This window comes from Chlorogloeopsis sp. ULAP01 (assembly GCF_030381805.1).
In the GTDB taxonomy this organism is placed as follows: Bacteria; Cyanobacteriota; Cyanobacteriia; order Cyanobacteriales; family Nostocaceae; genus Chlorogloeopsis.
Window position 1 is genome coordinate 1 of record NZ_JAUDRH010000012.1, and the last position, 26,573, is coordinate 26,573.

The 26,573-nt window shown below is 39.7% G+C and carries 16 protein-coding genes and 1 pseudogene; 6 read left to right on the top strand and 11 right to left on the bottom strand.

Features of this window, described 5'->3' with window-relative positions; genetic code table 11:
* Positions 1 to 362 precede the first annotated feature (362 nt).
* From QUB80_RS22310 to QUB80_RS22330, 5 genes are all read right to left on the bottom strand, one after another.
* Positions 363 to 1,076, bottom strand: a complete 714-nt coding sequence (locus QUB80_RS22310) for a hypothetical protein (protein ID WP_289791707.1) — start codon at positions 1,074 to 1,076, stop codon at positions 363 to 365.
* A gap of 3 nt (positions 1,077 to 1,079) precedes the next feature.
* Positions 1,080 to 9,779 (bottom strand): YpsA SLOG family protein, encoded by an 8,700-nt coding sequence (locus QUB80_RS22315; protein ID WP_289791708.1) that lies wholly within the window; start codon positions 9,777 to 9,779, stop codon positions 1,080 to 1,082.
* Positions 9,780 to 10,064: 285 nt separating this feature from the next.
* The gene (locus QUB80_RS22320; protein WP_289791709.1) at positions 10,065 to 11,312 is read right to left on the bottom strand and encodes a relaxase/mobilization nuclease domain-containing protein; all 1,248 of its coding nucleotides are present in this window, start codon (positions 11,310 to 11,312) and stop codon (positions 10,065 to 10,067) included.
* A 68-nt stretch (positions 11,313 to 11,380) separates the two neighbouring features.
* Entirely contained in the window at positions 11,381 to 11,647 is a 267-nt protein-coding gene (locus tag QUB80_RS22325) for a hypothetical protein (protein ID WP_289791710.1), read from the bottom strand.
* A gap of 105 nt (positions 11,648 to 11,752) precedes the next feature.
* Positions 11,753 to 12,088 carry a plasmid mobilization protein gene (locus QUB80_RS22330; RefSeq protein ID WP_502875308.1) on the bottom strand — a complete coding sequence of 112 codons (336 nt, stop codon included), beginning with the start codon at positions 12,086 to 12,088 and terminating at the stop codon, positions 11,753 to 11,755.
* 377 nt (positions 12,089 to 12,465) lie between these two features.
* Here QUB80_RS22330 and QUB80_RS22335 point away from each other — a divergent pair, with 377 nt between their 5' ends.
* The gene (locus QUB80_RS22335; RefSeq protein ID WP_289791712.1) at positions 12,466 to 12,972 is read left to right on the top strand and encodes a hypothetical protein; all 507 of its coding nucleotides are present in this window, start codon (positions 12,466 to 12,468) and stop codon (positions 12,970 to 12,972) included.
* Positions 12,973 to 13,041: 69 nt separating this feature from the next.
* Here the strand turns inward: QUB80_RS22335 and QUB80_RS22340 are convergent, their stop codons facing one another.
* Positions 13,042 to 14,352, bottom strand: coding sequence for an NF041680 family putative transposase (locus QUB80_RS22340; protein WP_289791713.1), 1,311 nt, complete (start codon positions 14,350 to 14,352; stop codon positions 13,042 to 13,044).
* A gap of 416 nt (positions 14,353 to 14,768) precedes the next feature.
* Between QUB80_RS22340 and QUB80_RS22345 the strand changes: the two are divergent.
* Positions 14,769 to 15,638, top strand: a pseudogene (locus QUB80_RS22345) (transposase).
* Here QUB80_RS22345 and QUB80_RS22350 read toward each other — a convergent pair.
* The 5 genes from QUB80_RS22350 to QUB80_RS22370 form a co-directional block, all read right to left on the bottom strand.
* Complete coding sequence (locus QUB80_RS22350; protein WP_289791714.1) at positions 15,555 to 16,004, bottom strand: hypothetical protein; 450 nt, start codon at positions 16,002 to 16,004, stop codon at positions 15,555 to 15,557. The pseudogene QUB80_RS22345 and the gene QUB80_RS22350 sit on opposite strands and share 84 nt — an antisense overlap.
* Positions 15,950 to 16,186 (bottom strand): hypothetical protein, encoded by a 237-nt coding sequence (locus QUB80_RS22355; protein ID WP_289791715.1) that lies wholly within the window; start codon positions 16,184 to 16,186, stop codon positions 15,950 to 15,952. The genes QUB80_RS22350 and QUB80_RS22355 overlap by 55 nt, the downstream gene beginning before the upstream one ends.
* Before the next feature lie 157 nt (positions 16,187 to 16,343).
* The gene (locus tag QUB80_RS22360) at positions 16,344 to 16,538 is read right to left on the bottom strand and encodes an IS4/Tn5 family transposase DNA-binding protein (RefSeq protein WP_289791716.1); all 195 of its coding nucleotides are present in this window, start codon (positions 16,536 to 16,538) and stop codon (positions 16,344 to 16,346) included.
* Positions 16,539 to 16,627: 89 nt separating this feature from the next.
* The gene (locus QUB80_RS22365; protein ID WP_289791717.1) at positions 16,628 to 18,946 is read right to left on the bottom strand and encodes a CHAT domain-containing protein; all 2,319 of its coding nucleotides are present in this window, start codon (positions 18,944 to 18,946) and stop codon (positions 16,628 to 16,630) included.
* 19 nt (positions 18,947 to 18,965) lie between these two features.
* On the bottom strand, positions 18,966 to 19,559 hold the full coding sequence (locus QUB80_RS22370; protein WP_289791718.1) for a hypothetical protein: 594 nt from the start codon (positions 19,557 to 19,559) through the stop codon (positions 18,966 to 18,968).
* A 256-nt stretch (positions 19,560 to 19,815) separates the two neighbouring features.
* Here QUB80_RS22370 and QUB80_RS22375 point away from each other — a divergent pair, with 256 nt between their 5' ends.
* The 4 genes from QUB80_RS22375 (at position 19,816) to QUB80_RS22390 (ending at position 26,522) form a co-directional block, all read left to right on the top strand.
* The gene (locus tag QUB80_RS22375) at positions 19,816 to 20,502 is read left to right on the top strand and encodes an IS1 family transposase (RefSeq protein WP_289791913.1); all 687 of its coding nucleotides are present in this window, start codon (positions 19,816 to 19,818) and stop codon (positions 20,500 to 20,502) included.
* Positions 20,503 to 20,661: 159 nt separating this feature from the next.
* A complete protein-coding gene (locus tag QUB80_RS22380) occupies positions 20,662 to 21,405 on the top strand; it encodes a peptidylprolyl isomerase (protein WP_289791719.1) in 744 nt (247 codons plus the stop codon).
* A 399-nt stretch (positions 21,406 to 21,804) separates the two neighbouring features.
* Complete coding sequence (locus QUB80_RS22385) at positions 21,805 to 24,813, top strand: peptidase domain-containing ABC transporter (RefSeq protein ID WP_289791720.1); 3,009 nt, start codon at positions 21,805 to 21,807, stop codon at positions 24,811 to 24,813.
* 101 nt (positions 24,814 to 24,914) lie between these two features.
* Positions 24,915 to 26,522, top strand: a complete 1,608-nt coding sequence (locus tag QUB80_RS22390; protein WP_289791721.1) for a beta-barrel domain-containing protein — start codon at positions 24,915 to 24,917, stop codon at positions 26,520 to 26,522.
* Positions 26,523 to 26,573: the final 51 nt, after the last annotated feature.

Here is a 26,573-nt window from a genome sequence, read left to right on the forward strand (position 1 = left end):
AGCTTGGGCTGTCGCCACCAATTACTGCTAATTCTAGGGAGATATATTAGATTTATTTATAATATTTTAACATAACTACTCTGAGAGAGCCTTTTTTATTATTAATTTTTTGGTAGGGCAGCTTACCGTCGATACTGACTATTTTAGATTGGTTTACTGTATCGTTATGGCTTGGATTACCTTTCCTAAGAATAAGATACAGAATAGATATATTTTTATTGTTTGTGGGTTTTTGTTCGGTATCTTGGTAGGAATAATTTAATTAAGTAGAAAGCAGAAGGCAGAAGGGAAAAGGGAAAAGGCTTATCCTATCTACTTTCTTAGCGTGTGCATTTTATGTTTAATTATGTCTATCTACTTAATTATTCAAGCTCTTTCTCAGAATCCTGAGTTTGTTGCTGAACTTGTTTATGGCGGTTTTGCTTTTCAAAGAGTAACTTAAACCGCTCAAACTCTTCTTGAGTAATATTATTTACTATGATACTATAACTAGGATCATTATGACTTTTAGAAGCTACTAGCGCTTCTTGATTTTCTAAATCTGAATTTCTATCAAGAAAGAGGGTATTTGAATTATCTTCCAGTTTGATGCTAGCTGTGTACTTGTCACCCTGATAAACTATCGACCTATTTTCTGGCTTTCCTTCATTACTTAATACTTCTAAAAGTTTAGGAATTATTATTTGCTGAACATCTGAATGGTTAGCAATTACTACTTTTTTATCCTTAGTAATGGCTTCATTTTTACCATTTTTGTCATCATCTTTTTTATCGGTGCTGGAGGTTTGGCTTTCTATAGCAGTAGTTGTACCTTGGGCTTGATTTTGCTTTCCAGATTCAAAATTCTGGAAATTAATTGGCTCCATACTTTCGATACTGACTTGGAAAAGCATTACTTTTTCATCATGCATTGCGCTTGCTTTTTGAAAAAGTGCTTGTTTGGCTTTTTCTTCTTGCTCTGGGGTAACTAACCCAATTTCTTGTGCTTTTTTAGAAACACTTTCGTCTGTAATGCCGTATTTATTGATTAATTCCTGTAGGTTAGCATATGTCATTGCTTTTGTCATTTTTGTCATTATTTACCTCTCTATTAGTTCTTTTTTAACGTCTTGGAGACTATTTTCAATTTGGAAGTACATAAACCTAAAGTCGTTTATAACTTCTTCATTTAGATTATTTACTTGGATTTTATTTTCTCGAATATATAACAGCACATTATTATCTTTGTCTTTAATTAAATATGTTTGTTCTTGTGCTTTAGTTGCTATTTGATAATTTTTATAACTTTCAGTTTTAACACTCATTATACCGTTAACATCTTCTTGACCCAAGGTTTTAGCAACTTTTTGGGCAAGCTTTGTAATTTCATTAATTTGCTGTAGTTCCCTAATATCACGTGACATAGCTTTGAAAGCTTTTTCAAGATTGTAACTACTGTCAGTTTTATACTGGTTAGTTACTTCTTGAATTCGATTGATGTATTTTTCTGTTCTACCTAATTTTTTGGCAGCTTCATACCAATTCTGGAGGTTTTGAATAGTACTTTGTTTAATGGTATTAAGAGTCTTATCTATTGAGCTAGTGTGACTATTAACTGGTGTTAGTGACAATGATTGTTGAATATCCGCGTTTAGAGTTTGCGGACTCTGAGTTTGATTTTTAAGAGTGAAACTTGTTTGTTCTGTTTCCTTTGGCGTTGGCTGTGGTGCTTGGTTGGAAGTAAGCTGTATTGCTTCTGCTGATTGGTTTTCTACTACCTGTGAATTAATATTTTCTAGTGCTTTGGTATATCCTTGAGTTAATGCGCGGATGTAGGCTGATTCTAATTCCTTTCCTTCCCAGAAATTTTTTGTCTCACTGGATACTAAATAACTGCACTGTTTTAGCCATTCGACACCTCCCCTTTGGGTTACAGCTTCCGTAAGTTCGGGGTATTGTTCAAATCTTGTTTGCAGTATTTCTGCCATTAGCTGTACTCTTGGTTCGCCTAAAGGCAGAGTTTCCTTGTAGGCATAAAAAGCTTGCTCTGCTGATAGGAAAGGTTGTCCCTCCTCTTTAGATTTGGTGTAAGTTTCTAGCCCGTAGTTGCCGACGGGCATTGCTTTATTGTCCCGGAAGGATACCGGATACTCCTTATCTGTAGTGCCGATTTGTTTTGACTTGACCGTGGTGCTGGTGAGCGCTCCTCCCAAAGGATCGGGACTGCGGGAGGATAAGTTAATGCCGGGGGCTATTGTTTTGGATTGCAGGATAGTGGGAGTAGGGCAGGTAGGTACATCCTGACTGTTATCTTGGTTTTTCTGGTAGGCAAGTCCTATTTGTACGATTTCAGCTACCGCAGCTTGCAGCCCTGGGGCTTTGCTTTCCCGGTTGCCGGAGATATTAAGTGTTTGAATGTTGTTTTTCTCAACAAAATCACGCAGTTGTCGTGCGGCGGTGGGCTTGTCGTTAAGTGCAGTTTCTGTAGGTACGTGCAGTATGGGTTTGCCCATATCCTGTACAACTTTGGCTGTAAACCTGCTCCCAGGACTGTTGATATTGCCGAAGATTGCAGTACCATCAGAGTTGCGAATATTTTTGATAGTGCGCTTGTTGTATGTTTCGACAGCCGAACTCCCTTTTTCTCCCTCAATAAGTCCGTACTTTTGGAGGTTGGGATTTGCGCCGTTTTCCGTTACCCATTCTGCAGCAGCTGTACCTCCAGTGGGCAATCCCAATAATGCAGCACCAATAAGACCGCCCATATCAGCGCCTGTCTGCCCACCACTGATAACCGTAATGGGTTTTTTACCACGTTCGGCGATTGTATTTACTTCTGGTTGTATTTCTTTTGGTGTAACTGTACTAGCAATGCTTTCCTGGGTTGGTTGTGTTGCAGTTTGTACGTTAAATTTTTCGATAATGTTGGCATAAGCTTCCGAGAGCGCCCTGATAAATGCTGATTCCTTACCCTTACCCTCCCACTGTTTATCCTGGGCGTTAGTTATACTGGTGAGGCAGTGCGTTGCGGGGGTTTCCCCCGTTGTAGGCGGAACGCCTTCCCGTAGGGTAGGAACTGCCGAACCCGTAAGGGGGGTTTCCCCCCAACCCCACTCCGTGGGGGCCCCAAAGCCCCCCGTTGTAGCAACTGCCGTACAGTTTTCCAACCACTTAGTTCCTCCGCGTTTGGCGATCGCCTCAATTAGCCGGGGGTGTTGTTCGAGTTTGGCTTGAAGTACCTCCACCATTAGCTTGTATTCATCGGCTGATGGATTCAACTGCTTTTGGTGGTTAAATGCGTGTTCTGCGGATGCGTATGCTAGCCCTTCAGGTTTTTGGAAATGGGTTTCTACTCCATAACGTCCAGCTGCTGCTTCTGGGTTGTTATTAAATGAAACTTGGTAGTCGTTTTGCAGTTTCCCTTGTTCTTTGGCTAGTGCAGTGGCGTTGGCAAGTGCTGCTCCTAGCCCATCGTTGGAGTCAGGACTAACATTAATAGGTGTTGCAGTTTGCTTCTGGACGGTTGGGAACGGAACAATCTTGTCGTTGACATAATCCCCCAGGGGTTCCATGAACAACCCATATATTTTGCTTTTACTTGCTTGGGTTTGGGTAAGTTCTTTGACTGAATGTTTCTCCCAATTTGCCCAGGCTTTGGTATACGCTGGATTTTGAATCATTTGGGGGGTAATTTCGTATTGTTTGCCCACACGGAATGCTACCTGTTCACCATTCTTACCAAGGGCGATCGCAATATCTCCTTCCTTGATGCCATAGGTTTTTTGGTAGTCTACACCTCTGGTGGTGTGTATCCTACCGTACCCGCGCATGGCATCAATGGTTGTGTTGACTGGTACTTTGTCAGGTTCGCCGTGCGTGTGTAGCGAGTAAACCATTGGTACTGGTTTACCTGATATAGTAGGATTTTCTGGAATCTGGGGGTTTTGAGCGCGTGCTGCGGTTTGATTACCAATGGCAATAAGTTCTTCAACGATTGGTTGCTTTGGGGTATTGGGAAGGGGTGCGTTTCGAGTAGCATCTTTGAGGTCAGTATAGCTACGCTCTACTTTTATTTCGCCGCCAGGTATCCACTCGTTACTCTTGATAGTCAGGTCATCGTTACTGTTAATTACTGCACGAGGGGGTTGGTTTGAGGCGAGGAAATTCTCAAACTTTTGGCGAACACTATTCTCCCTACCGAGGTCATTTTTAATTGACCAGATGTTGATAGACCATCTCTTAGCTTCAGTATTGATAGCGGCGTGTTCGTTTTTGCAGTTAAACCGAGTGACTGTACCAGATTCAAGTTTAAACTCTTGGTAAGTCGCGTTTTTATTTTCTTCCCTAGTCCATGCCATTTGCTCCTTGGCAGCGCGATATCCCCACTCGGAGTTACCAATATTAATGCTGCGGGCTTCTGTTGCGGCGTAGGAGTCATCGCGGTGATAATTAATGCCAGCACCGGGTTGCTCTGAGTAAGTTACCAGTACAATATCTGCATCGGGGTAAACCTGCTTGACAAGTTGCATCAAGTTGTCGTCTTGTACCCCACTTTTGAAATCCTTGTCTTTTAAGTCCCACTTGGCACCAACCCAGGCTACTTGTCTACCAGGTGCATAGTTTGATTTATCGGTTTCAAGTACTGGTTTGATGTAGGTTTCGAGATGCGATCGCAATTGTTCGACTTTTTCGCTCGTGATGACACCCATAATTTCGATAGGCTTAGTATGGTCTGCTTCTTGAGTTGAAGGGAGTACAATTGGTTGTGCAGCAACTTTGCCTTCAATAGATTCTTGTCTAATAGGCTGGGCAGTCCAGGTTTGAGTATTTTGTGTTGATTGTGTTAATGGAGAATTGGGATTGCTGGCGCTGGCGATCGCATTCCTTATATTGCTTGCAGTTGCTTGTTTATCCAGATTGTAATTGAATGATTTATCTACTGGTAATTGCAGATTTTGAGTGTTATTTTCTTCTATACCAGCAGGTTTTGCAGGTGCAATTGGCAGGGGTATCTCTTCCTGACTTAATAACTTGGGACGATTCGGGAGTGATTGAAGTACCTGTCTGTACTCGCTTTGTTGTGGTGTAGAGCTTATTTCTAATAGACTACCTTGTTCTTTTACCTTTTGATAAAGCTCATTACTTAATTGTTCATATTGGTCAAATCCATCTACTTCACCAATATTGATAGCTTCTCCTAAGAGGGTGTTTAAATTTTCTTCCAATTCACTACTGACTGTATCTTTCTCAAGAATAAATATAGCTATACTGCTATCTTCTTCAATAATGTAATTACTATTTGCTCCTTTAGACTCCAACCAATAGTTGATAGCACCAACATCTTGGACTGGTGCTACTAATCCTATCGCTTCTTTGATAACTTGTGAGTTATCTTCTAGAGTATACTGCTGGTTGGGGTTGCTAAAATATATGGTTTGTTCTGGAATGATTGGAGCAGTTAGTGGTGGAGTAACATTACTCTTGATACCGCCAACTCTTTCTATAAATTGTTCTTTTATTTCGGGAGGAATTGTACTTTCATCTAGCATGAATACTGTCATGCCTTTTTTGATTTCCAATCGGCTTTCTGATTTGGGAAGTTGCTCGTATGTTATTCCTACTCTTTGTAAAAATTCTTTTGTTACTTCGGCTTTTTTACTATCAACAGCTAACCCGATTAATCCTACTAATTTATCTTCTTGGCTCTGAAACATAAGAGTAGGACGTTCAATAATTTTATCAAATAATTGGCTATTTTTTTGTTCTACTGGTGATACTTCTTTTTGTTGTTCAACTAATTGATAACGTTTAATCCAGTTTTCGGGATATTGTACTGATTCGGGGTTAATAGTTAATTTGCAGGTAGTTGCATTACTTGTGATAACAACCGGTATGGTTGTTTGAACTTTGTTTTCATTAATTATACCTGCTCTAATTAACTGTTCTGGTACGCTAGGTGTTTTATTGTATTTACTTTTTCCTTTATATACCCGCTCGCTATATTGTCCGATGATTCCTAATGATTTATCGCCGATTTTAGCAGTGTAATAGCAGAGTTTATCATAAGCCTTAATATTTATAGATAGTTCTTGACTTATGAATTCTTTATCTTTAAACTTATCATCTATTTCTATTCTTACAAGCTTTCCTTCTGGTGTTTCTCCAATCGCAAATGCATTTTTACCTGTAGTAATACTGGTAATTTTTAACTTTAATTGCTGTCCCTTCTGACCGGGCTTTTCTGCCAGCCATCCTGCTTCTATTCCTACCTTTACTGATTCTTTAGAAAGAGTACCTAATTTCTCTTCTTTACTGCCATTTTGAAAAGTGATAACATAATCTTCTCGCTCAAGTTTACCTTGAACTATGGTTAAATTTACTTGCTCGCCATTAAACCTTTGGTCTTTATATTGAAATTTTTGTAATTCTTTTACCTCGAAACTTACTTCGGGTAGTCCAGGTATTTTTGCTGTAACCGTTGCTGTATATACTTCACCCTTTTCAATAGTACCAGTTGCTGTTGTACCGATGTGGAGCTTACCATCGGTGGCGTTGATGTTAGCGAAGGTTTCATAATCCCCTGTTTCTGGATTTTTGACCTCAATGACATCTTTAATGACAGTATTACCTTTATTGTCTACTTGTTCGCTAATATTAAATCTAATTTCTTGAAGTTGACCCTGGTTTTCTGGCTTGATTATTTCACTTGTACGGTTATAACCCGTAAGGGTAAATCCAGTAAATTGCAGTGTATATATTTGTTTAATAATTTTATCAATGAAGGTAGCAAATACAAAATTTGATACTTTCTTTTGTCTTTCCACTTCTTGTTCAATTTCACTTTGACCTCTGGAATTAGAAGTTTCACGAGTTGTTGATACTGCCCAAGTTGCAGCAGCCATTCTTAGCTTTTGGTCATCAGGAATCGAATTATAGAAATCTTCGGCTATTTGGTAAGCTTTTTGGTACATCAACTTAATTTGTCCTTCACTCAATTCAGGTTGGAAGGATATCTTGGTTGATGTAATTTCTTGGTTGGGCGTAATTCCCAACTCTTGAAGTTTGGCTTCTTGCTCTTTGGATACTGTACCTAACGTTCTAAACTTGGGTTTACCATTTTCAGTTTCATCATTAATTTGAGCGTAGACTCGATACCGATGGGGCTTATCTTTCGAGCATTTCTCGGCTGGTATTTCTGATACTTTTAAGGTAATTTTTTGTGCATTCCAGATCAGAGGATGGTCATATCTGAGGAGGTTTGTAACATCGAGTTTCTTACCATTCCCGATATCGATACTTGCTGATGGCCCTTTTTCTACCTTTTTGCGCTGGCTGTAACGTGTAGCGTTGTTGAACTCCCTATCAAATTCTCTTTTGGCAAGGTTAGCTTGCAGGCGTTGTTCGTAGGTAAATTCTACTCCTTTGAATAGGTTTGAAAATTGAGCTAGTTCACGTGATTCAAGTTGTGCTTTCTCAAAGTACTGGTTAACCTTACTGATGAGGATTTCAACTGGCGAGTTACCAGTTGGTTTAATAGTACTGTCGAGGTAAAAATCTTTTTTCTTATCCCGAATATAGTTGACTTCTCGGTGGAGAATCTGACTGTTGTTGCGGATAATCTCTATTTCGGGTTTATTGGCACTTTTGAAGAGGTCAACCGCAATTTGGTTTTGAAATGCAGCTTCGGCAATCATTTCCCGATACATTCGGGTGTTGATGCCCATTGCAAAGAGTGCAGTTGCCTGGGTTAGGGGTTCTTGCCGAACGGTTTGGACAAACTCTTCCAAGGAAGCGCGATACTTATCGGGAACTTCTTTACCTTCGATACCCTTGGATTTTGCCCAGGCTTCTGTCTTGAACAAATCTTCGTAGTGTTTGGCTACTTGCTGTACGTACTCTATTTGCTCTTTTTCGCTACCAAATTTTTTCAGAATCGTAATTTCTGACTCTAACGCTTCAATTGACGTAAGGTGATTGTTGATAATACCGACGCTAATGCCATCACTCATGTGGATGGCGATTTCCTCAAACTCTGGCTGGCTACCATCTTCCTGATAAAATGACTGTTTCTTGAGTTTGACAGTTGGGTCGTAAGCGTTTTCGGGTAGGTTGCGCTCAAGAGCCTCTGCTGTAAGGTTTGGGTATTTACTTGCTTGCTCGAAGCCGATGCAATCACCATCATAGTCACGTGCCTGCCTCTCTTGTTCGGACTCTTGAGGAAGAATTTCTAGTTCATAACCAGCAGACTGAAGTTTTTGAATATACTCATTAAACTTGTTAATAAACTCTATTTTGTCTTTGGTTCCGAGCTTACCAATATTTTTATCTAAGTAATTTTCAATACCTTCTAACTGAATATTTTTACCTTGGGCTTCTAGAAGGATAGATAAAAGTTGTTTGTTGAGGCGGTTGTAAATGCGATCGCTTGTTTCATCAGAGACGGCGATAACACCTGCAAGGGGTTTGCCATCGGGTCCAAGGATGTCTTCTACTATTTTGTTGGTTGAGACGCACAGGCCATTAGAGTTTAGGAAGGGTGAGCGGAAATTGAGTACCTCCTCACCATCTTGGTAATGAGGAATGCAGACTTCACCATCTCTTAGGTTTTTTGACGGGATGACCATCGCCCGCTCAAAAGTGAGGGTTTTTCCAACGGAGATATCTTGCCACTCGCCTTGGACAAATCGAGCTAGTTCTCTTTGGATTTTCTCAGTTTCTAATAGTTGTCCCGACCCTTCGAGGTCTTTTTTGATGAGCTTGTAAATGCTTGTGTCAGTTGCTAACCGTTCTTGCAGCTTTTCAAATTCTTCGGTTACTTCTGGGTTGATGGTTGCTTCTTCCTCCAATTGGGCGGCTTGTTGTTCCAGGAAGGCTTTACGTTTTTCGTATTTCTCGCAATAGAGTTGGGCTATCTTGCGCGGGTCAGCCAACGCTTCTTTGAGTTTTGCTGCTTCGAGTTCTACCGTTTCAGCAAAATCCTTTAACCCATTGGGAAAGGATGCAATCATTTGAGAGATAGCAGTTTTACCTAACTCAGACTGAGATTTTTCCCCCAGCCAGATTTTTTGGCGATACAGCCCAGTTTTTATTTGGGGTTTGCTTGGCCCGTTGAGGTTATCTTTATCGGTTCCCTTGAAAGCTGATAAGGGAAGAATTAGGTCAACTTTAGCTTGGTTATTGGGGTCTTGATAATTGAGGATATGGTCGAGGTTAGCCGGGCGTAGAGTACCCTTTCCAAACCTAAATTTGCCATCTTCACCATCTTTATCCGTCCAACCAAAGCGGTGCTGGATAACCCGGTACTGGTTGCCTTCTTGGTGTCCGGTTAGCTGGTGGTATAACTCTGTGGAGATTTGTCCGTAGCAGTCCCCAGTGAGGCGATAGGCTTGGTTATTGTCGATAATGCCACCATTCTCCCCGGTGCTATCATCCACGACGAGGACATTTAATTCTGCGGCGATCGCATTTTTGCACGAACCGAGGAATATCGATCCATAAGCACCCCTGTCTTTGCTATCAGGACATAACTTGCTTATAGTTTCAAGACATTCCTCTGGGCCGTATAATAGTCGGCTTTTTGATGATAGTAATAGTTTGTGTCCTTCTGGGTGATTTTTTAATTGGTCGGCGGTAGCTTTCTCGTCCATATGTCCGAACGAGAACTCCACATTTGGGAAAAAGTATTCTAGCAGGCTATTTGTCAACTCCTCTTTCAACAGGGAGTCTGGATTGCTTGGGTTGTTATCGGTATGAATCCACTGATTTAGACGAGTGTCGAAATGCTTTGCCTCGATAACCATACCTACGTCTGAAAGCTTTCCCACTCGATTTTATTTTTTATAAACTGAGTTTACATCCAACTAGAATTTGATAATTATTACAATTACTTTATTTAACATGATATTATTATAAGTTTTTATTACTTTATGGTTTTAATTTAATATTTAGAAAATCTACCACTTATAGAATTAGCTTTTATGCTGAACTTTGGTAAGATACCTGAGTAGTTAATTCCAAATTGATGGTGGGGTAAAATTGGATTAACTTGGACTGAATATAAACCATGATGCTGTGGTAAAAAATAATTAAGACAAAAATTCTATATCTTTATTTTGAGTAAATGTTGATTGTTTATGAGTTAGTTTTTCCCAGTACTGTTTATCTTCATCTGTAGGATTGGCAGCTAATACTGTATTTTTTTCTAGGTTATATTTTGCTATTTCTCTATCATCTTGAAGTGACGAGATAGTTAATTCTTCACCCTTGATAGTAATTTTGTAATTTTTTCCTTTTAAGAGTTTAATTCCTCCATCCATTAACTTGATTTTTCCTGTTTGGTTTGCCAGATCCCAAATTTTACCGATGGTTGGTAATATACTCTCTGCCCAAGATTTATTCTCTGCTGATAGCTGGTTCTCTAAGTCGCTTGTTACTTCTGGTAAAGTGAGATTATCTCTGCGGTTAATTGCCTTTGTCTTAGCTTGTTCGAGTACGGCTATATCCCTTTTGTAATCATATGTTAATCCGTACTCGGACTGGAGTTTGTTCCAACTGTAGGGTTTGTATACCTGATAACCAGCAATTTTAATATTATTGTGGATGTAGGTAAAGCCGAGTAATTCCAAACCCCGCATCTTCGGTAATACCCTAATATTGTTTTCCTCTAGGCGTTGGATAAAGGTAGAGACGGTAGGGCTATTTTGAATGGCCTCTTCTATCTTCGAGCGAATAATCTCCTTACTTGTGGGGTTTTTGTGCTTGCTATTGATTTGTCTGATACTTTTACTGCGATTGGGACTTATAGGTGCAATAATTCCATACTCTTGTTTCAATCTAGAGGCGATCACCTCTGAAGTTGTTGGTGTAACCTCCAATCCCAGTTCTGCTGCGATGCGTCTGGTTGATACCTGACAGTTGAAATAGTCGTAGGAATCATTAACCAAACTGCCATCTAACCTAATACGGGAAGCTATTATATGTAAGTGTTCGTGGTCGCGGTCGTGATGGCGAACGACGACATACTGGGAAGGCGGAAGGTTTGTTTGTTCCCCTGGCAAGTATCCCATGTCTGCTAGATATTCTCTTGCCACATAGTTATACTGACTATCGGATAAATGCTCGTGATAACCTTCACGGTGTGCGATCGCAATAATTAAGTGGGCACATTGCCGCTTAACAGCCTTATTGGTATATTTGGTTGTGAGAAACTGCCTGTTAAATTCTTCTGGAGTTTTTCCCATCATGTTAGTATCTATAACTACAGCATTATCTTTTCCCAACACGTATTCTAAAGTGTCAAGGAAGCCAGCTTTTTTGTAGATGACGGGTATCACTTTACTAATTATGCTTGATGTCGGTTGGCTAATGCTGTGTGTATAGTTTTCCTCATCGGATCTGTATACTAACGTGCTGCAACTCCTCGGTCATTATTAACAGATACCATCTGTTTTGTTTTTGGTTTCTTCTTAGATTTAATTAACATGGGTGCTGGTTTCTGCTTTGGAGGCTTCGACGGTTTGCACCTAGAGCAATAGAGGGGATGTGAGGGATAGCATATCCGTTCCACTACTTGGTTACACTGTTTACAGACGAAGCGATAAACTCGTTGCTTGATGATGCGAACGTGAGCCTTAACAAAAACTTCCTTTGTGTCTAAGTGTTTATCCATTGCGATTCTATGATTACTATGCCTGATTATCTATTCGATTCTAAGGTTCCTAGAAGTAGAACGCTTGAGTTACCTTCCAAAGTGAGGCTGCCTTCTGATTTTGAGCTAGTCTAGTGGCATATTGAATGCAACCGCAATAGTTTTATCCACTTGAGCGATCGCCTTCTCGACTGGTTGGGCTAGTTGGGGATGACCTGTTTCTTTTACTAAATGTAATAGCATCATCAGTTCGCTTTTAGCCATACCTGCGGCGCTACGAATAGTTACTAAATCAGCTGGTGGTAAGTAAGCCAGTACTCGTTTCAACCCACAGGAGCGCAGGTACTCAGAGGCGGTTACTCCTGTAGCAGCAGCTTTCTCTTTAATGGTAGCTTTCTCATCCTCAAACAGGTACACTTTAATAGATTTGGTTCTCTTTGTAAGAATATTTATACTTTCCATTTAGTAAATTAATTTAAAATTCTATTCTTGAATGACCCTATTGGGCATACCTTGCCTTAGTGGTCTTAGTGGAAGAACAGTACTGTATGGGAATGTCATTCTGGGGAATGGAGGATACTGTGGTTATGCGAGAGTATGGTGGGAGTAGGCACAACCATACTATACCCATCGACAGTACTCTTGTACTAGGGATATTTGTACTATGTAGGAGGCTAGCTTGGGGCTAGTGTGGGATAGTTGGAGATGACATTTTCTCAGTATAGGTTTAAGGTATAGATGAATACTTTTTATTACTGATAATTTTTCCTTTATCGGTAAGGACATCGTACTTTGTAACTCAATCTTTTAATTAATGGTTTGGAGTTTGGATAATTTGGATGGGTGAGAAAGAATTTGCGGTGATCCCGCAGATTAAAAGGAGTGTAAACACACTTACGGGTAAGATGTTTGAGTACTTGGCATCTAGCCCAATTGAGATGGGGTTAGTGGAGACGGTGGTACATACCCTCAAGGCATTTTGGTTGCCCCTGGCGATGCATTCAGTTGGGGTGAGAGGTGAAGAGTTAAGAAAAGTTGCTATCTGGGCAATTGGGGTATTGGAGAGTCAGATATTATTGATTAAGCGCACTTGTGGCTTAGAGGAGATATCGCAGTTGGTACTAGTTACCCCAATAGTCGGTCAATCTTTTGCTGGGGTTGTACCTCCTACTTCCACACAGACACAACAGCAACCAAATGATAGTATTAATGCTTCTTCTTCTGTTATTGCACCTACCCAAGAAGATGAGTTAGGTGAAGATAACTTTTTCGATGTGGATGAGGATGACCCGATAGCTAAAGCAGAGATAGTAGCGGATGCTGGATTTTACTGGACTTTAGACTAAGAAACGACAAAACAGCGCAACAGAAAGAATTTGATGCGTATTAGTGTACAGATTAAAAAAACAAACTTTTTAAGCGGGCTTGGGTTGTTGCGGAGTAGGAGTTTTAGTTTGTTTTTTAACCACAGGGTAGTTAATTCTACGATGGAGTGTTGTTTCTGGTTTCCAACCAGGGGATTTTCCGCGTGGTTTTGGGGATTGAGCTGGTGTGTGAATCAGCGTTAAAATTGCACCCATAGATTGTGCAACCCTTCCCGGAGTTAGCTTTGGAGAGGTTTTTTGCCAAGGTAAAGGGTTATCTTTAACGATATCCCGTGCTAACCACAATTGCCAAGTTATCATCGGCATTAGGTCACTCCATCTATCAGATTGCTCCGGAGTTGAGAGTTTTGGCAATGTCCAATGTAGCCTTTGTTTAGCAAAACGATACCAATGGTCAACACCGAAGCGTCGTAAGTAAAATCGGAAAATTTTTGTACAAGGGAGCATGGACTTGCCAATAAAAGCCAACCACATTGGTTTTTGTACTCGTCTACTACCATTGGACTTCAAGCGTTCGACTAATATCACCGACATTGGGTGTAGTGGAGATTTACGTAGGTGTAGCTCATGCCACAAGCGAATTCTTAATCTCCCTAGTTGTGCATCTTCTAACTCTATTGTTTCTACAGGCTCATCCCAAGTAGATCCATCCAAAAGTTTAAATTTACTCCCGTGAATTCGTCTTCTGCCTCTGCCACCGTATGCTGGTGGTGCTGTCCACAAACACAAATTCGACCGTAAACGGATAATTTTATCAACTTCTATATCTGCTGTTTTGATTACGAATGGGGCACATCCATACTCAATATCCCAACATGAAATTGCCCTATGTGGTAGGTGTGGGCATACTTTTTTGAGTTGCCAGACTGCTTTGTCTATCGGTGTTTCCCAACTGGTTATCCTCTCATGTCTTAGAGGTAATGCCCAGCTCCCTTCTGCTTCCGGAATTAACGCTAGGGTACTGTACCCATAGCCAACAGTGACTGGTTTTCCTCCAAATCCTCCTTGGGTATAATGCTCGTAGGTTCTTTCCTTCACAGTAGGTGCATTTGGTCTTGACCATGCAGTATGGTCACCAGCTAGTAAAATATGTTCTTCTTGTTCTATTTGTTGAATATACAATTTCATCAACTTATTTCGTTGTGGTCGTGTATCTTGAAGCGATTCATAGGCACTTGACCATTTGCGGCGAAATACCGGGCATAATGATAAATCTGCTAAACTATCGGCTTTTCGGCTCAACATCATCGCATCCATTAGTTCAAATGTGGCATCCTTTGCTCGACCCAGATACGAGTACGCCTCTTGACGGAATGCTTTCAGTTTCGATACAAGTTCCATAGCGAAAGTTGAGGATTGGTAGTGCTTTTCTCATCTTCCGTCGGGAGATGCTTGTTTTTCACACAAGGATCTCTCTATTTTTGGCGTTGCTGATTTAAAGTATGAATTTGTCTCACGCAAAACCGCACAGTCGCAGAGAGTAAGAGTTTTAAATGTCTGATTTTTTAAATTTCATACCTCTATTCAGCAACGCCCTATTTTTTGATACAAGCTTTTTGTCCGCCGTGACCGCTATGCGCTCACGCGCTTTAGTCTAAAGTCCAGATTTTACGTTGATTGAAAAAATTAAACCCCACTTGGGAGTGGAGTTCGTATGAGGAGAGATTATTCTTTTGGCGGCGTCACCTCAATAACCCTCTTTTGTCACTATGATGAGAGAATAATAAGATAAAAACGACGAAACCGTTGCTGTGAGCATGATACAGTCTCGTTCCGCTGCACCAACAGTAAAATTTGTGGACGAATATTGCCAGTGGTATAAAAACCTGTTTTCAGATGTTAGGAATTTCGAGGCTTTTAAGTACCTTCATGTGGGTTGTGTTTCAGATATAAAACGTAAAACCCTACCAGCGAGCGCTAAGATTGTTGGGTTAGATAATCATCAAGGATTACATCATCTTTTAACTTCAGCACATTGGGAAGTAGAAAAGTTAAGAACCTTGCGGTTAGAACTAATTTTACAAGTGTTAAAGGGAAGACCGATCATTTTAATTATTGACGAAACAGGAGATAAGAAAAAAGGAACATCAACAGATTATGTCAAACGGTAGTACATAGGAAATTTGGGAAAAACCGAGAATGGGATTGTGGTGGTGACAGCATATGGTGTGTTCTATGGTTTAAAACAAAGTAAGAATGAATTAGGTTGGGCAGATTATCGTTTGACTCACTATCCAGATATTGAGCGATGGTGAGCCAGCGCGTTGCGGGGGTTCCCCCCGTTGTAGCGACTGGCGAACCCGAAGGGTGGGAGATTGTTTGTAGTAGCTATTTGATGGTTAGTCTTCATTCAGACCAAATGCGCTCTTCTCCGTCACAATCTCAATCAAAATTGGCTTCTCATCCCTGGTGGAATAATGGTAAAGGCTGGAAGAATATTCTGAACAATCTCCGTTTAATAGTTCAACCTTTTATCCTATTTAATTTAATTCAACCTTGGCTTACAGTTTTCCTTATCCCCCAATTATCTTTGGGATTTGCGCTCACTTCAATCCATTGTTAATTACCTTACTTATCCCATTTTTATCTTCCTGTCTCACCCTGATTTCTTTTTTTCCTCTGCCTAAAGTGACAAAAGAGCGATAAACAGCGTAAACGGGTAGAGGGTCACGGTTATCAAAGCGATAAGGTGTACGGAGGTTAATCTGACAAAACCTTATCGCCAGTTTTGTTTGCCGAGCAGGTCGCTGGCTCGTGGATGGTAATTCAATTTCCTGTTCAAAACTGATAGGTTGTGCTTCTAATTTCGACCAGAGACGCTCACTATCACGATCCAAACTACGGTTATGCGCCGCACGAATCAGAACTCCAGTGTGCTGAAGTTGACGAGTTTTATCAAAAACTTCTGTGATATCGCCTTCGCGGTCAAAAACATGAATTACCCGCGTATGCGGCTTACAAGGTTTTCGATAGTGGTGAGTGCTTCCACCCATTTATAAGATTCTTTTTGCTCAAAGGGTCGGTTTCGGGCTTCTTTACGGGCTGCTGCCTGTCGCTGTTTCTTCTGTGTTGGAGTTTCATCTAGCGGCGGTTTCAATTTTGGCTCCCGATTCCATAATTTTTGCCACAACAACCCAACAGATTGACCACTCTCAGGTTTTATAGAAGACAGCACTGTGCAATATTAAGCCGTTACCGCCTTTGCCAATTGGGCCATAACCTTCTTTTTTAGCTGTAATACTGCCATAACCCTTGAAAAGTCGTGTCTCCCACACACAGCACTACATCCTGTTCTGCAACAGTCTCCGCCGTCATCTGACAGTGCGGCTCAATCATGCTTGAAAATTGCACTTTTGGATTGGCAAAAACTCGTAAGCTCTTTTGAGTACTGTTCCATTGCTGAAGATTTCTGACAGTCCTTTGCCAAATCCAAGGCTTAGAGCATAGCCTATCGACATTGCACGCTCATTTAATCGGCGATCGCCCAGTTCTAGGGTTGCAAAATTCTTCTCCCACCAGTCCAGCATTGCTTATCACCTTTAGCACCCGATTTCAATTACCGTACCGTATATGTTGTGCTGTTTCTCAAATCCTTTACCACTAAGCCTTTCAAGACTTAACGGCAAAAGTCAGAACGCCTGTCTCCTTTTGCTGTTTGGCAAGCGCTCAGAACGAGTAATTCAAGTGCAGAATGCTGATTGTCCTTTTTTAATAGGAAGCTTAACTCCTGAACATTTATAGGACGATCCCAAGCTAAGATGAAGGTTCGCTCAGGATCGGAACTGAATTGTCCATGAGTAGACAGATGAATCACTGGAAGCAGATTGTCTTTAATTTTATCCTGAAAGCGACTGCTGGTGAATTCAGCGTTGAGTACTTGTGATACAGAAGCAGCGTTTCTTTTAATATTTTGAATCTCTACTTTTACTTCCGGTAAAGGATTTAAGTTTTTTGGAACTAAGGGATTTTTAAAACTAGGGCTTACTTCAGAGATTCCGGCGGCAAGTACCTTTAACTTTTCTGGTGTTAAAGCTTGGCTTTGCAAAAAATATGAATTTAATGTTATCGAAATACTATATGACTTAATTAGATAATTATTTCCATCATGTAACATACCAAGAGGTAGATTCTGAAAATAGCTATCTAAGACAAATACTAAATTTCCTGAGTCTGGAAGAAACTTTTTGATTGGGGTGAATAGCAATTGATATAAATCTTTAGAATAAATAAGATATTTATTTTCTTGAAAATCTATAAAATTTTGGTCTTGGATAAGTTTGATTAAATTATTAATAGAACTCTCAATTAACTTGAAGTTTAATGAGTGATGGTGAAGTGTTCCCTGCAAGTCTCTTACAATTACTTCAACTTTATTTCTAATCTTAATCAAATAAATAATAGGTGGTAATTTGGTTAAATTTTGATTATCGGTTAAAGAAAAGATAGGTAACTTACCGCATTTCAAAAAATTTTCTAATTCTGCTAATCTTAGCTGCTCGTGAATTTTGATTACTTGCTTCAAATCTGGCTGTCCTTGAGATAAAAGCATCTCCATATAGTCTTGATAAATAGGCTCAACTTTCTCCTTAAAAGAGAATTGAACTTCAGGATCAACTGATAAAAGATTTCCTCGCACTTGGTCAAGGCTGCTAATAGCAGCAGCATATGCTTCCAGTGATTTGTCAAACCTTCCTTCGTGCTGATATCTGCGTCCTAGCTGCCATTGCCATTGATATGCTAAATCCCAAGCTTGTACTGATTGAGCTAGTGCCATTGCTTGCTCTAAATATTGTTTTGATTGAACTGTTTCACCAAGAGCACCATAAATACTACTGATAGTTCCCATTGCATCAGATTTTGTTCGCTTATTGTCTATTTGTTGAGCTAGTAATAGAGCTTTTTGAGCAATTGAGAGCGCCGCTGATAATGCAGATTTACTGTCAGAGAAAATCAGTTTATCTAATTCATTATTTTGGGAAATTTGTACTAGAGACTGAGCAAAGCTAAGTCGAGCATTAATAGATTCAATCTCTGGTAGTTGCTGAAATTGTTGAGGTGAAGCTAATAATTGTTTTACTAAGTTTTGAAGAAGTTGCCTTCTAGCTTTAATCTCTTTGTCTAGTGGTAACCATTTCTCTCCATCTATCAACAAACCGATTTGGCTCAGTTGTGCTAAGAGCGTACTTTCATTTTGTTTTTCTGCTTCCACTGTTTGATAAAGTTGCAAAGCAGAATTAAATTTAGATTGGGCTGTAGAAAGTGCTTCTTGCTTGGCTATAGGCTCGTCTGTTAGCTGATATTCATTTTTAGCTTGCCTGTAAAAGTATCGTTCTGTATTAGCTAAACTCCTCAATAATTGATTATGGAAGTTTGAATCTTGTTCAAAAGACAAACTTTTAGCCATAGCAATAGCTTTGTGTAAAACAACTCTAGACGCTTCAGGCTTACCAATCAAACGTAGTAGCTCACCCAAGCTGCCAAGCCCGATCGCTCTAACTTTAAGTAGCGGCTGCTTGTGCACAGCAGCTTCCAAGTACTTTTGAGATTCATCAATAGACTGCGGCAATTGAATCTGATTTTTGCAAATCCAGTCTTCTAGCTCTAAGACTTCAGTGAGAGATAAGCAAGCGCGAAGATACAGCCCGCGCTCTCGAAGTGCCAGGCTTTGATTAATGCGGCTGCCAGTCATGCCTTCTTTATTTTTTAATTTGCGGTAGATCTGGTATGCCTTTTCCCATGTCTGGTAAGCAACTTCTGGATGACCTTGATTTAGTTGTGCAAATCCCTTTTGAGTAAGGCTTTGCGCTTGGGATTGTCCGGAAGTTTGGGTAACTTGAGATTTCGCTGCCTCTTGAAACAGAATTATCAGCAATGTCAAAGATAGTCCCAAAACAAGATGTTTTAAAACAATCGCTAGTTGCCGTTTTCTTGCCATGTTTAAGTCTGCGTTTGTCTCAAGGTTTATTGCTGACCTTGCTTGGTAAGCGACAAGGCTGTTTAGATAAAGATTCAGAAGAAGTTGTTTGTATTGGTGTAGTCGTTAAAATTACATTGCCGTCAGCATCGTACTTCCAGCCTTGTGCTTCTACAATTTCTTGTGTTGATTCGGTCTTAAGTTCCTGTGATTGTTCGATTGAGGAATAAGTGGAGTTTTCAGCCCATCTAAAAGTTACGTTGTCAGGTTCGCTCGATTTTCGGGGGCTTCCCCCAGTTCCAACGAGAGCAAATTCAGCAGTTGTCCCTTTTTTCGACGATGCGTTGCAGACTTGCGATAATTTGGGTTCGGCGACGGTCGGTGTGATTAATGCAGGTCTAGCAGGATCTGATTGAGTTGTATTGATTTGGACTGTTCCGTTTATTCCTTTCTGGGAACTTGCTGTAATTGTACTGTTGGGAGAAACAAACAGACCTTTGGTATTAATTCTAATATTGCCACCCCTCCCCTCAAATGCATTGGCGGTGATGCTGCTGTTTTCTACAGCAGTTAGGATATCTGTGTTGATAGTGATGTTGCCGCCGTCGCCATTACCTCCAGCAGTCGAAGTCATGACACTGTCACGTAACCGTAAGTCACCAGAATGTAAGAAAATGTCGCCTCCTTCGCCCTTTGTGCCGCCCTCTGTGCCAGCTGTGATAGTACCTCTGTCTAGATTGATACTGTCTGCGTTGATTTGGAGGCTTCCGGCATTTCCTTGTCCTGGCTGAAAGATAAGATTTTTTGCAGTTTTTTCACCACCAATATTTACTCTTCCACCATCAGTGACAGTTAATCTTCCTGTTTCGATGGCGTTGCATAATAGAGGGATGATATGTCCTCACTGTAAATCTAGCAAAATAAGTAAGAACGGTCACAGGCGTGGTAAACAAAACTACATCTGTCGTGACTGCGAGCGCCATTTCGTGGAATACTATTCCTCTGTAGGATATTCCGATGAAATAAAAGAGCGATGCTTAAAAATGTACGTTAATGGTACAGGTTTTCGTGCAATTGAACGACAGACTGGAGTGAATCATAACACGATAATTAATTGGGTGAGAAAAGCAGTAAAATCTTTGCCAGATGCTCCTGAATCTTCAGAGATACCAGAAATTACTCAAGTTGACGAACTTGAGACATTTATAGGTAAAAAAAACAAAAAATGGCTATGGACAGCAGCCAATAAGGACTATCCCGGAATTTTAGCTTGGGTTCTGGGCGACCGTAGTGCCGAAACATTTCAAAAATTATGGCAAGTGATTAAGTGTTGGCATAGTTTCTTTTATGTGACAGATGGTTATCCAGTTTATCCATGTTTTATTGACGATTGTGACCACATTGTTAAGAAAACTTACATGACACGAATAGAAGGGGAAAATACAAGACTAAGGCATTATTTGGCTCGGCTTCATCGCAAAACACTTTGCTATTCCAAAAGCGAGAATATGCTGAAAGCATCAATAAAATTGCTACTGCATTACCTTCATTATCGAGTTGTAGCCCTTCCTGCCTGATTCATCCCGCAAATATGCTACGCCAAATTTCTAGGTGCAAGTTGTTAAGTATATGTAAACCTGTTGCATGAACATTGCATAAAACGTATGTTCTTACTATCTTAGTTTATGACAATTTGCAATCATAGTAACCTGATACTAACCTGAGAATATAGTGGTATGTCCATACTTTTCCAATTAGGTGATAGTAAGTTTGCTACCGATGAAGTTGTATCAATGATGGCACAATACCAACTGGTTCCGCAGCTGGTAAAAGAAATGATTATTGATAAAGCGATCGCAGATATTGAGTATACGCCAGAGGAAGCGCAAATAGCTTGTCAACAATTAGCGAAAGACTATCAACTCTCCTCTGAAGTCATGCTTAAAGAGTGGTTGCAGAGAAATGCTATGGAATTTAAGCAGTTTGAAAGCATTGCTATTCGGCAACTCAAACTGGAAAAATTTAAACGCATTCAATGGGGAGGAGATATAGAATCTTATTTTCTGCAACGCAAGCCAATGTTAAATCGGGTTGTTTATTCACTAATTAGAACCTCTAATATTGGTATTGCTCAAGAACTTTGCTTTCGCATTCAAGAAGGAGAAGAATCTTTTGCTGAATTAGCAAGGAAATATACTGAAGGACCTGAAGCTGAAACAGATGGTTTAGTTGGGCCTGTGGAGTTACAAAAAATTTATCCAGGTTTAGCAAAAATTTTATCTTGCATTCAACCACAACAACTTTCACCACCGGTAAAAATAGGTGACTGGATAGTTATCGTTCGTCTAGAAAAATTTTTAGTAGCTAAGTTGGATCGCCCCATGCGTTATCGACTCTTGAACGAACGTTTTAATCATTGGCTACAAGAGCAAGTAGCAGCGCTAAACTGGCAAGTTTATCAAGAATGTCAGGAAGAATAGATAAGTAAGAGCAAAGGATTGTTAGAGAAATCTGAACGAAGGAAGTCATTAGCTATCAACAAGGAATAACCCTGTTATGTCACTCTCGAAAAACAATAATTGAAGCAAGACTCTAAAACTTTGATTTAATCAAGTCTTCAGCCTTTATTTTCTAAAAGTAACTAAAATTTATAGCCAAAATCCGAAAATTAAATCTCTGAAAGGCTTCCAGCGATTGGGTTCTCCTAAAATGACAGAACAGGGAGAATCAGGCAATTGAAACTAGGCGATCCCTGACTCCCGAAGAATATTAACAGATTATAGAATACTCTCTTGCAATAGAAAGATACTGTCTAAAAACACGAATAATGACTAACTTACAAGTTTGGTAAAAATAGAGGACTTTGCAATTTATTTGTCATGACTCATATCATTCAAAACTCTTTTCAAGAATTTCTTAGTACAACCAAGGAACTTGAGCAACTTCCAACAGAGGCGATCGCTGATTTACTACAACACATCCAACCTTGGCGTTATCATGTAGGTCAGAAAATTATTGGCAAAGAAAAAGATCCTGATAGCGTAACTATTGTTTATCAAGGTAAAGTCAGGCTTTTAGGCCATGACCAGCGTACTCCAATGCCCATTACTTTAAAATTATTGGAACCAGGAGCAATTCTGGGTGAAATTAGTTTGTTCCGAAACGTGCCCTGCGAGACTGCGATCGCTTCTAGCGAAGTAATATGTTTAAAGATCAATGCAACAGAGTATTTGCGTTTACTCGAACAATACTCAGCCTTTGCCAATGCCCGTAAAGGTCTTTGCCATCTCATAGAAGTTTTCGATGTTTTGGCTGTGCAAAAAGAGGTGCAAGTTCAAGGGAGTACAAATCTCAAACAACTCACTCAAACAGCACTACCACAAGCAAAGGTACATTATCTTCCACCAGGGAAAACACCATTCCAGCAGTTAGATGGGGAATACATCTGGTTTGTGAGTGGCGGTGGAATACTAACTGATTTTTCGCCTGGTTCTCGCTTGGAATTGAACGACGGTAAGAATATGCTTGAGGTCATCGGTCAAACTCCAGTGCGTTTGCTCGGTTTATGTCCATCCGATTTATCACTGCTCAATAGCGAGTGTATCCGATTGCAGACAAATGAAAGCATATCTAAAATCGGGGAAGATTTGGAAATCCCCTACGCACTAGAAGCGGAACCGGAAATACCCAACTATACTACTACCAATCAAGAAGGAAAAAGTAAAAAGTACTCATTTGTAAGCGGTAGGGGGCAATTAAAAACTATCATCGCTTGTTTGCAAATGCTATCTCAGCATTTGCAAATACCATTTCGACGGGAGGTAATTAGCCGCATCCTAACAGACCAAATAAAACGTCAAGGTAGTATATCTTTTCAGCTTTGTGCTTACTTGGCAGAGTTAATTGGACTCAAGGCACAATTAACAGATATACCTACCGCTAAGATAACGCGCATTCCTACTCCGGCACTGATTCGCTATGGTGAAAGTTTTGCAGTTATCTATGAAGCAGGAATAAGCACTGTAGTTTTAGGAATTCCAGAAAAAGGAATTGTACGCTATAAACCTGCAGAACTCATTTCCAAACTAGATGTTGAAGAAAGCTGTTATCCACCGCGAATCAAGGTATTGCTGCTGTCTGCTACTAATATCACACCTAAGCAGCGCTTCGGTTTGCAATCGTTTCTTCCCTATCTATCGCGCTATCGCCGCGTACTTTTAGAAGTCTTTATTGCTTCTTTTTTTGTACAGTTAGCAGCACTGGCAAATCCACTAGTTATTCAGTTAATCATCGATAAAGTTATAGCCCAAAATAGTATTAGCACCCTGCATATTTTGGGAGTCTTGCTATTAGCTATAAGTCTTTTTGAAGCTGTACTTACCACATTACGTACTTACTTATTTGTTGATACCACTAATCGCATTGATATGGGTTTGGGGTCAGAAATTATTGACCACTTACTACGCCTACCACTGCGCTATTTTGAGCGCCGCTCGGTGGGAGAACTTTCCACCCGTATTAATGAATTAGAAAATATCCGTAAGTTTCTCACAGGCACTGCTTTAACAGTAGGGTTAGATGCCTTATTTTCAGTAGTTTATATCATCGTCATGCTGATTTACAGCTGGCAACTTACCCTAGTTGGTTTAGCAACGATTCCGATATTTATAGTTATTACTTTGCTTGCCTCTCCTACAGTCGGCAAACAATTACGCACCCAAGCTGAACGCAACTCGCAAACCCAGTCTTATCTAGTTGAGGTAATGACCGGAATACAAACCGTAAAAGCACAAAATATTGAGTTGCGATCGCGCTTTTCTTGGCAAGAACGCTATGCTCGTTATGTCGTAGCTGGCTTTAAAACAGTAGTTACCTCTACTCTTGCTAATTCTACTAGTAACTTTCTCAACAAACTTAGTAGCTTATTAATCTTGTGGGTAGGAGCTTATTTAGTACTAAAAGGAGAATTAACTTTAGGAGAATTAATTGCCTTTAGAATTATCTCAGGTTACGCCACCAGTCCCATATTGCGGTTGGCACAACTATGGCAAAGCTTTCAACAAACTGCTTTATCTCTAGAGCGTTTAAGTGATATTATTGATACGCCACAAGAAGCCGAACAAGACCGCTGCAATATTCCCTTACCCGCTATTCAGGGATCGGTAAAATATGAAAATATTACTTTCCGTTTTAATACAGGAGGAGCATTGCAACTTTGCAATGTTAGTCTCGATATTCCGGCTGGTAAATTTATCGGAATTGTCGGACAAAGTGGTGCAGGTAAAAGCACTTTAACAAAGTTGTTAATCAGGCTATATGAACCAGAAGTAGGTAGAATTTTAATTGATGGTTATGACATTAGCAAAGTAGAACTTTATTCTTTACGAAGACAAATTGGTGTAGTTCCTCAAGATACACTTCTGTTTGATGGTACAGTACAAGAAAATATTGCTTTAACAAATCCAGAAGCAACAACAGAGGAAATAATTGAAGCTGCAAAAGTAGCAGTCGCTCATGAATTTATTATGAAATTGTCTAATGGTTACAATACTCAAGTAGGCGAACGAGGAGCTGCACTTTCGGGCGGACAAAGACAAAGAATAGCGATCGCGCGTTCAGTTTTACAAAAACCAAAACTACTAGTACTAGACGAAGCAACTAGTGCCTTAGATTATCCTACTGAACGGCAAGTTTGTCTGAATTTAGCGAAAGCATTTCAAGGAACTACCATCTTTTTTATCACCCACCGCATCAATACTGTTATGAATGCAGACATGATTGTAGTCATGGATAGTGGTAGGGTAATAGAGCAAGGAAATCATCATGAATTAATAGCATTAAAAGGTCATTATTACTACCTATATCAGCAACAAGAAGTGAATTTGTAGTTAGTCATTAATTACTAATTATTCCCTTCCATATCTCACTCTTCTCATTTTCCACTCTGATTACACTTCCTCACTCACTATCATCCCATTTAGGAACTAATATGAATCAAATAAATGGCACTAGTTCTAACGGTCATTATCGTAATGGCAATCACGCCAATGGAGCCAAATTAGAAAATACACAGGTATTAACACTTACAGAAATCACAGAAATCAAAGCTTCTCAACCTCCTTTAAATACTGCAAAATATCAGCAAGAACATAACTTTGAACAATCAGAAATTGTACTGCGCCAATCTCCATTTTGGTCACGTGCTATTATGCTGTCCTTAATTGGGATAGCCTCTTTTGGAATTACTTGGGCAAACTTTGCTAAAATGGAACAAGTAATTCCAGCAACAGGTCAATTAAAGCCGGAAGGAACTGTCAAAGAAATTCAAGCACCAGTCAATGGAGTAGTGAAAGCAGTTTATATTAAAGATGGGCAATCAGTAAAACCAGGAGATTTGTTGCTGATTTTTGATACTACTGCTAACAATGCTGAATTATTATCTTTAAAAAAGATTCGCGCTTCTTTATTTAAAGAGAATCAGATTTATCTCAGATTAATGAATTCGACTTCTGATTTAGCTGATATAATAGATTTGATGCAGGGTAAGTTACCAAAAGAAGTTGAATTCCTACTAAAAAATCGTATAGCGCTAATTGCAGAAAATGAATTGTTACGAACTGAATTTAAAAAAGGTAACGCCATTGGTTTGGCTGTTGATGAAAAACAGCGTTTAGAAGTATCTCAAAGAGAATCATATTCTCGAACACAGGCAGCGCGTTTGGCAGTTGAACAGATCAAAAAACAACTTGCTCAAAATCAAGTCAAAATTAACCAGAGTGAAGAAAATTTAAGTATTGAAAATCAAATTTTAAGTAAAATGAAAAACTTGGCTGAAGAAGGAGCAATCGCTCAACTTCAGTATCTCCAACAGCAACAAAATGTACAAGAAATCAAGGCGCAAATAGCACAATTAAATGAGGAGCAGCAACGTCTAAAATTTAATATTGAGCAAGGACAACAAGAAGTAAACAACACTATAGCAGTTATCGAGAAAAATATTTTGGATAAGATAGCTGAAAACAACAAACACATTGCACAGATAGACAGCCAATTTACTAAAATTTTACTAGATAACGAAAAGAAATTGGCTGAAATTAATAGTAAAATTTCTCAAACCCAACAAAACCTTAAATATCAAGAAGTTCGCGCACCTGTGAACGGCACAGTTTTTGATTTACAAGCTAAAAGCCCTGGTTTTGTAGTCAACACTACTCAAAATTTACTCAAGATTGTACCAAATGAAAGCTATGTTGCTGAGGTTTTCATCACTAATAAAGATATTGGTTTTATTCGAGAAGGAATGAAAGTTGATGTCCGTATTGACTCCTTTCCTTATAGTGAATTTGGTGATATCAAAGGAACAATTTCTTGGGTAGGATCGGATGCATTGCCACCGGATAATATCCATTCATATTATCGTTTCCCTGTTAAAGTTCGTTTAGAGAGTCAATCGCTAGATATTAAGGGTAAAACTCTCTCGTTGCAATCAGGAATGTCTATTAGCACTAATATTAAAGTGCGTGAAAAACGAACAGTAATCAGCTTATTCACAGAGTTATTTACCAAACAAATAGAGACTTTGAAAGAGGTTCGTTAAACTGTTGTGTTGCAAAGCAAAACAGATGGAATAGTTAAAGTAATGAAAATC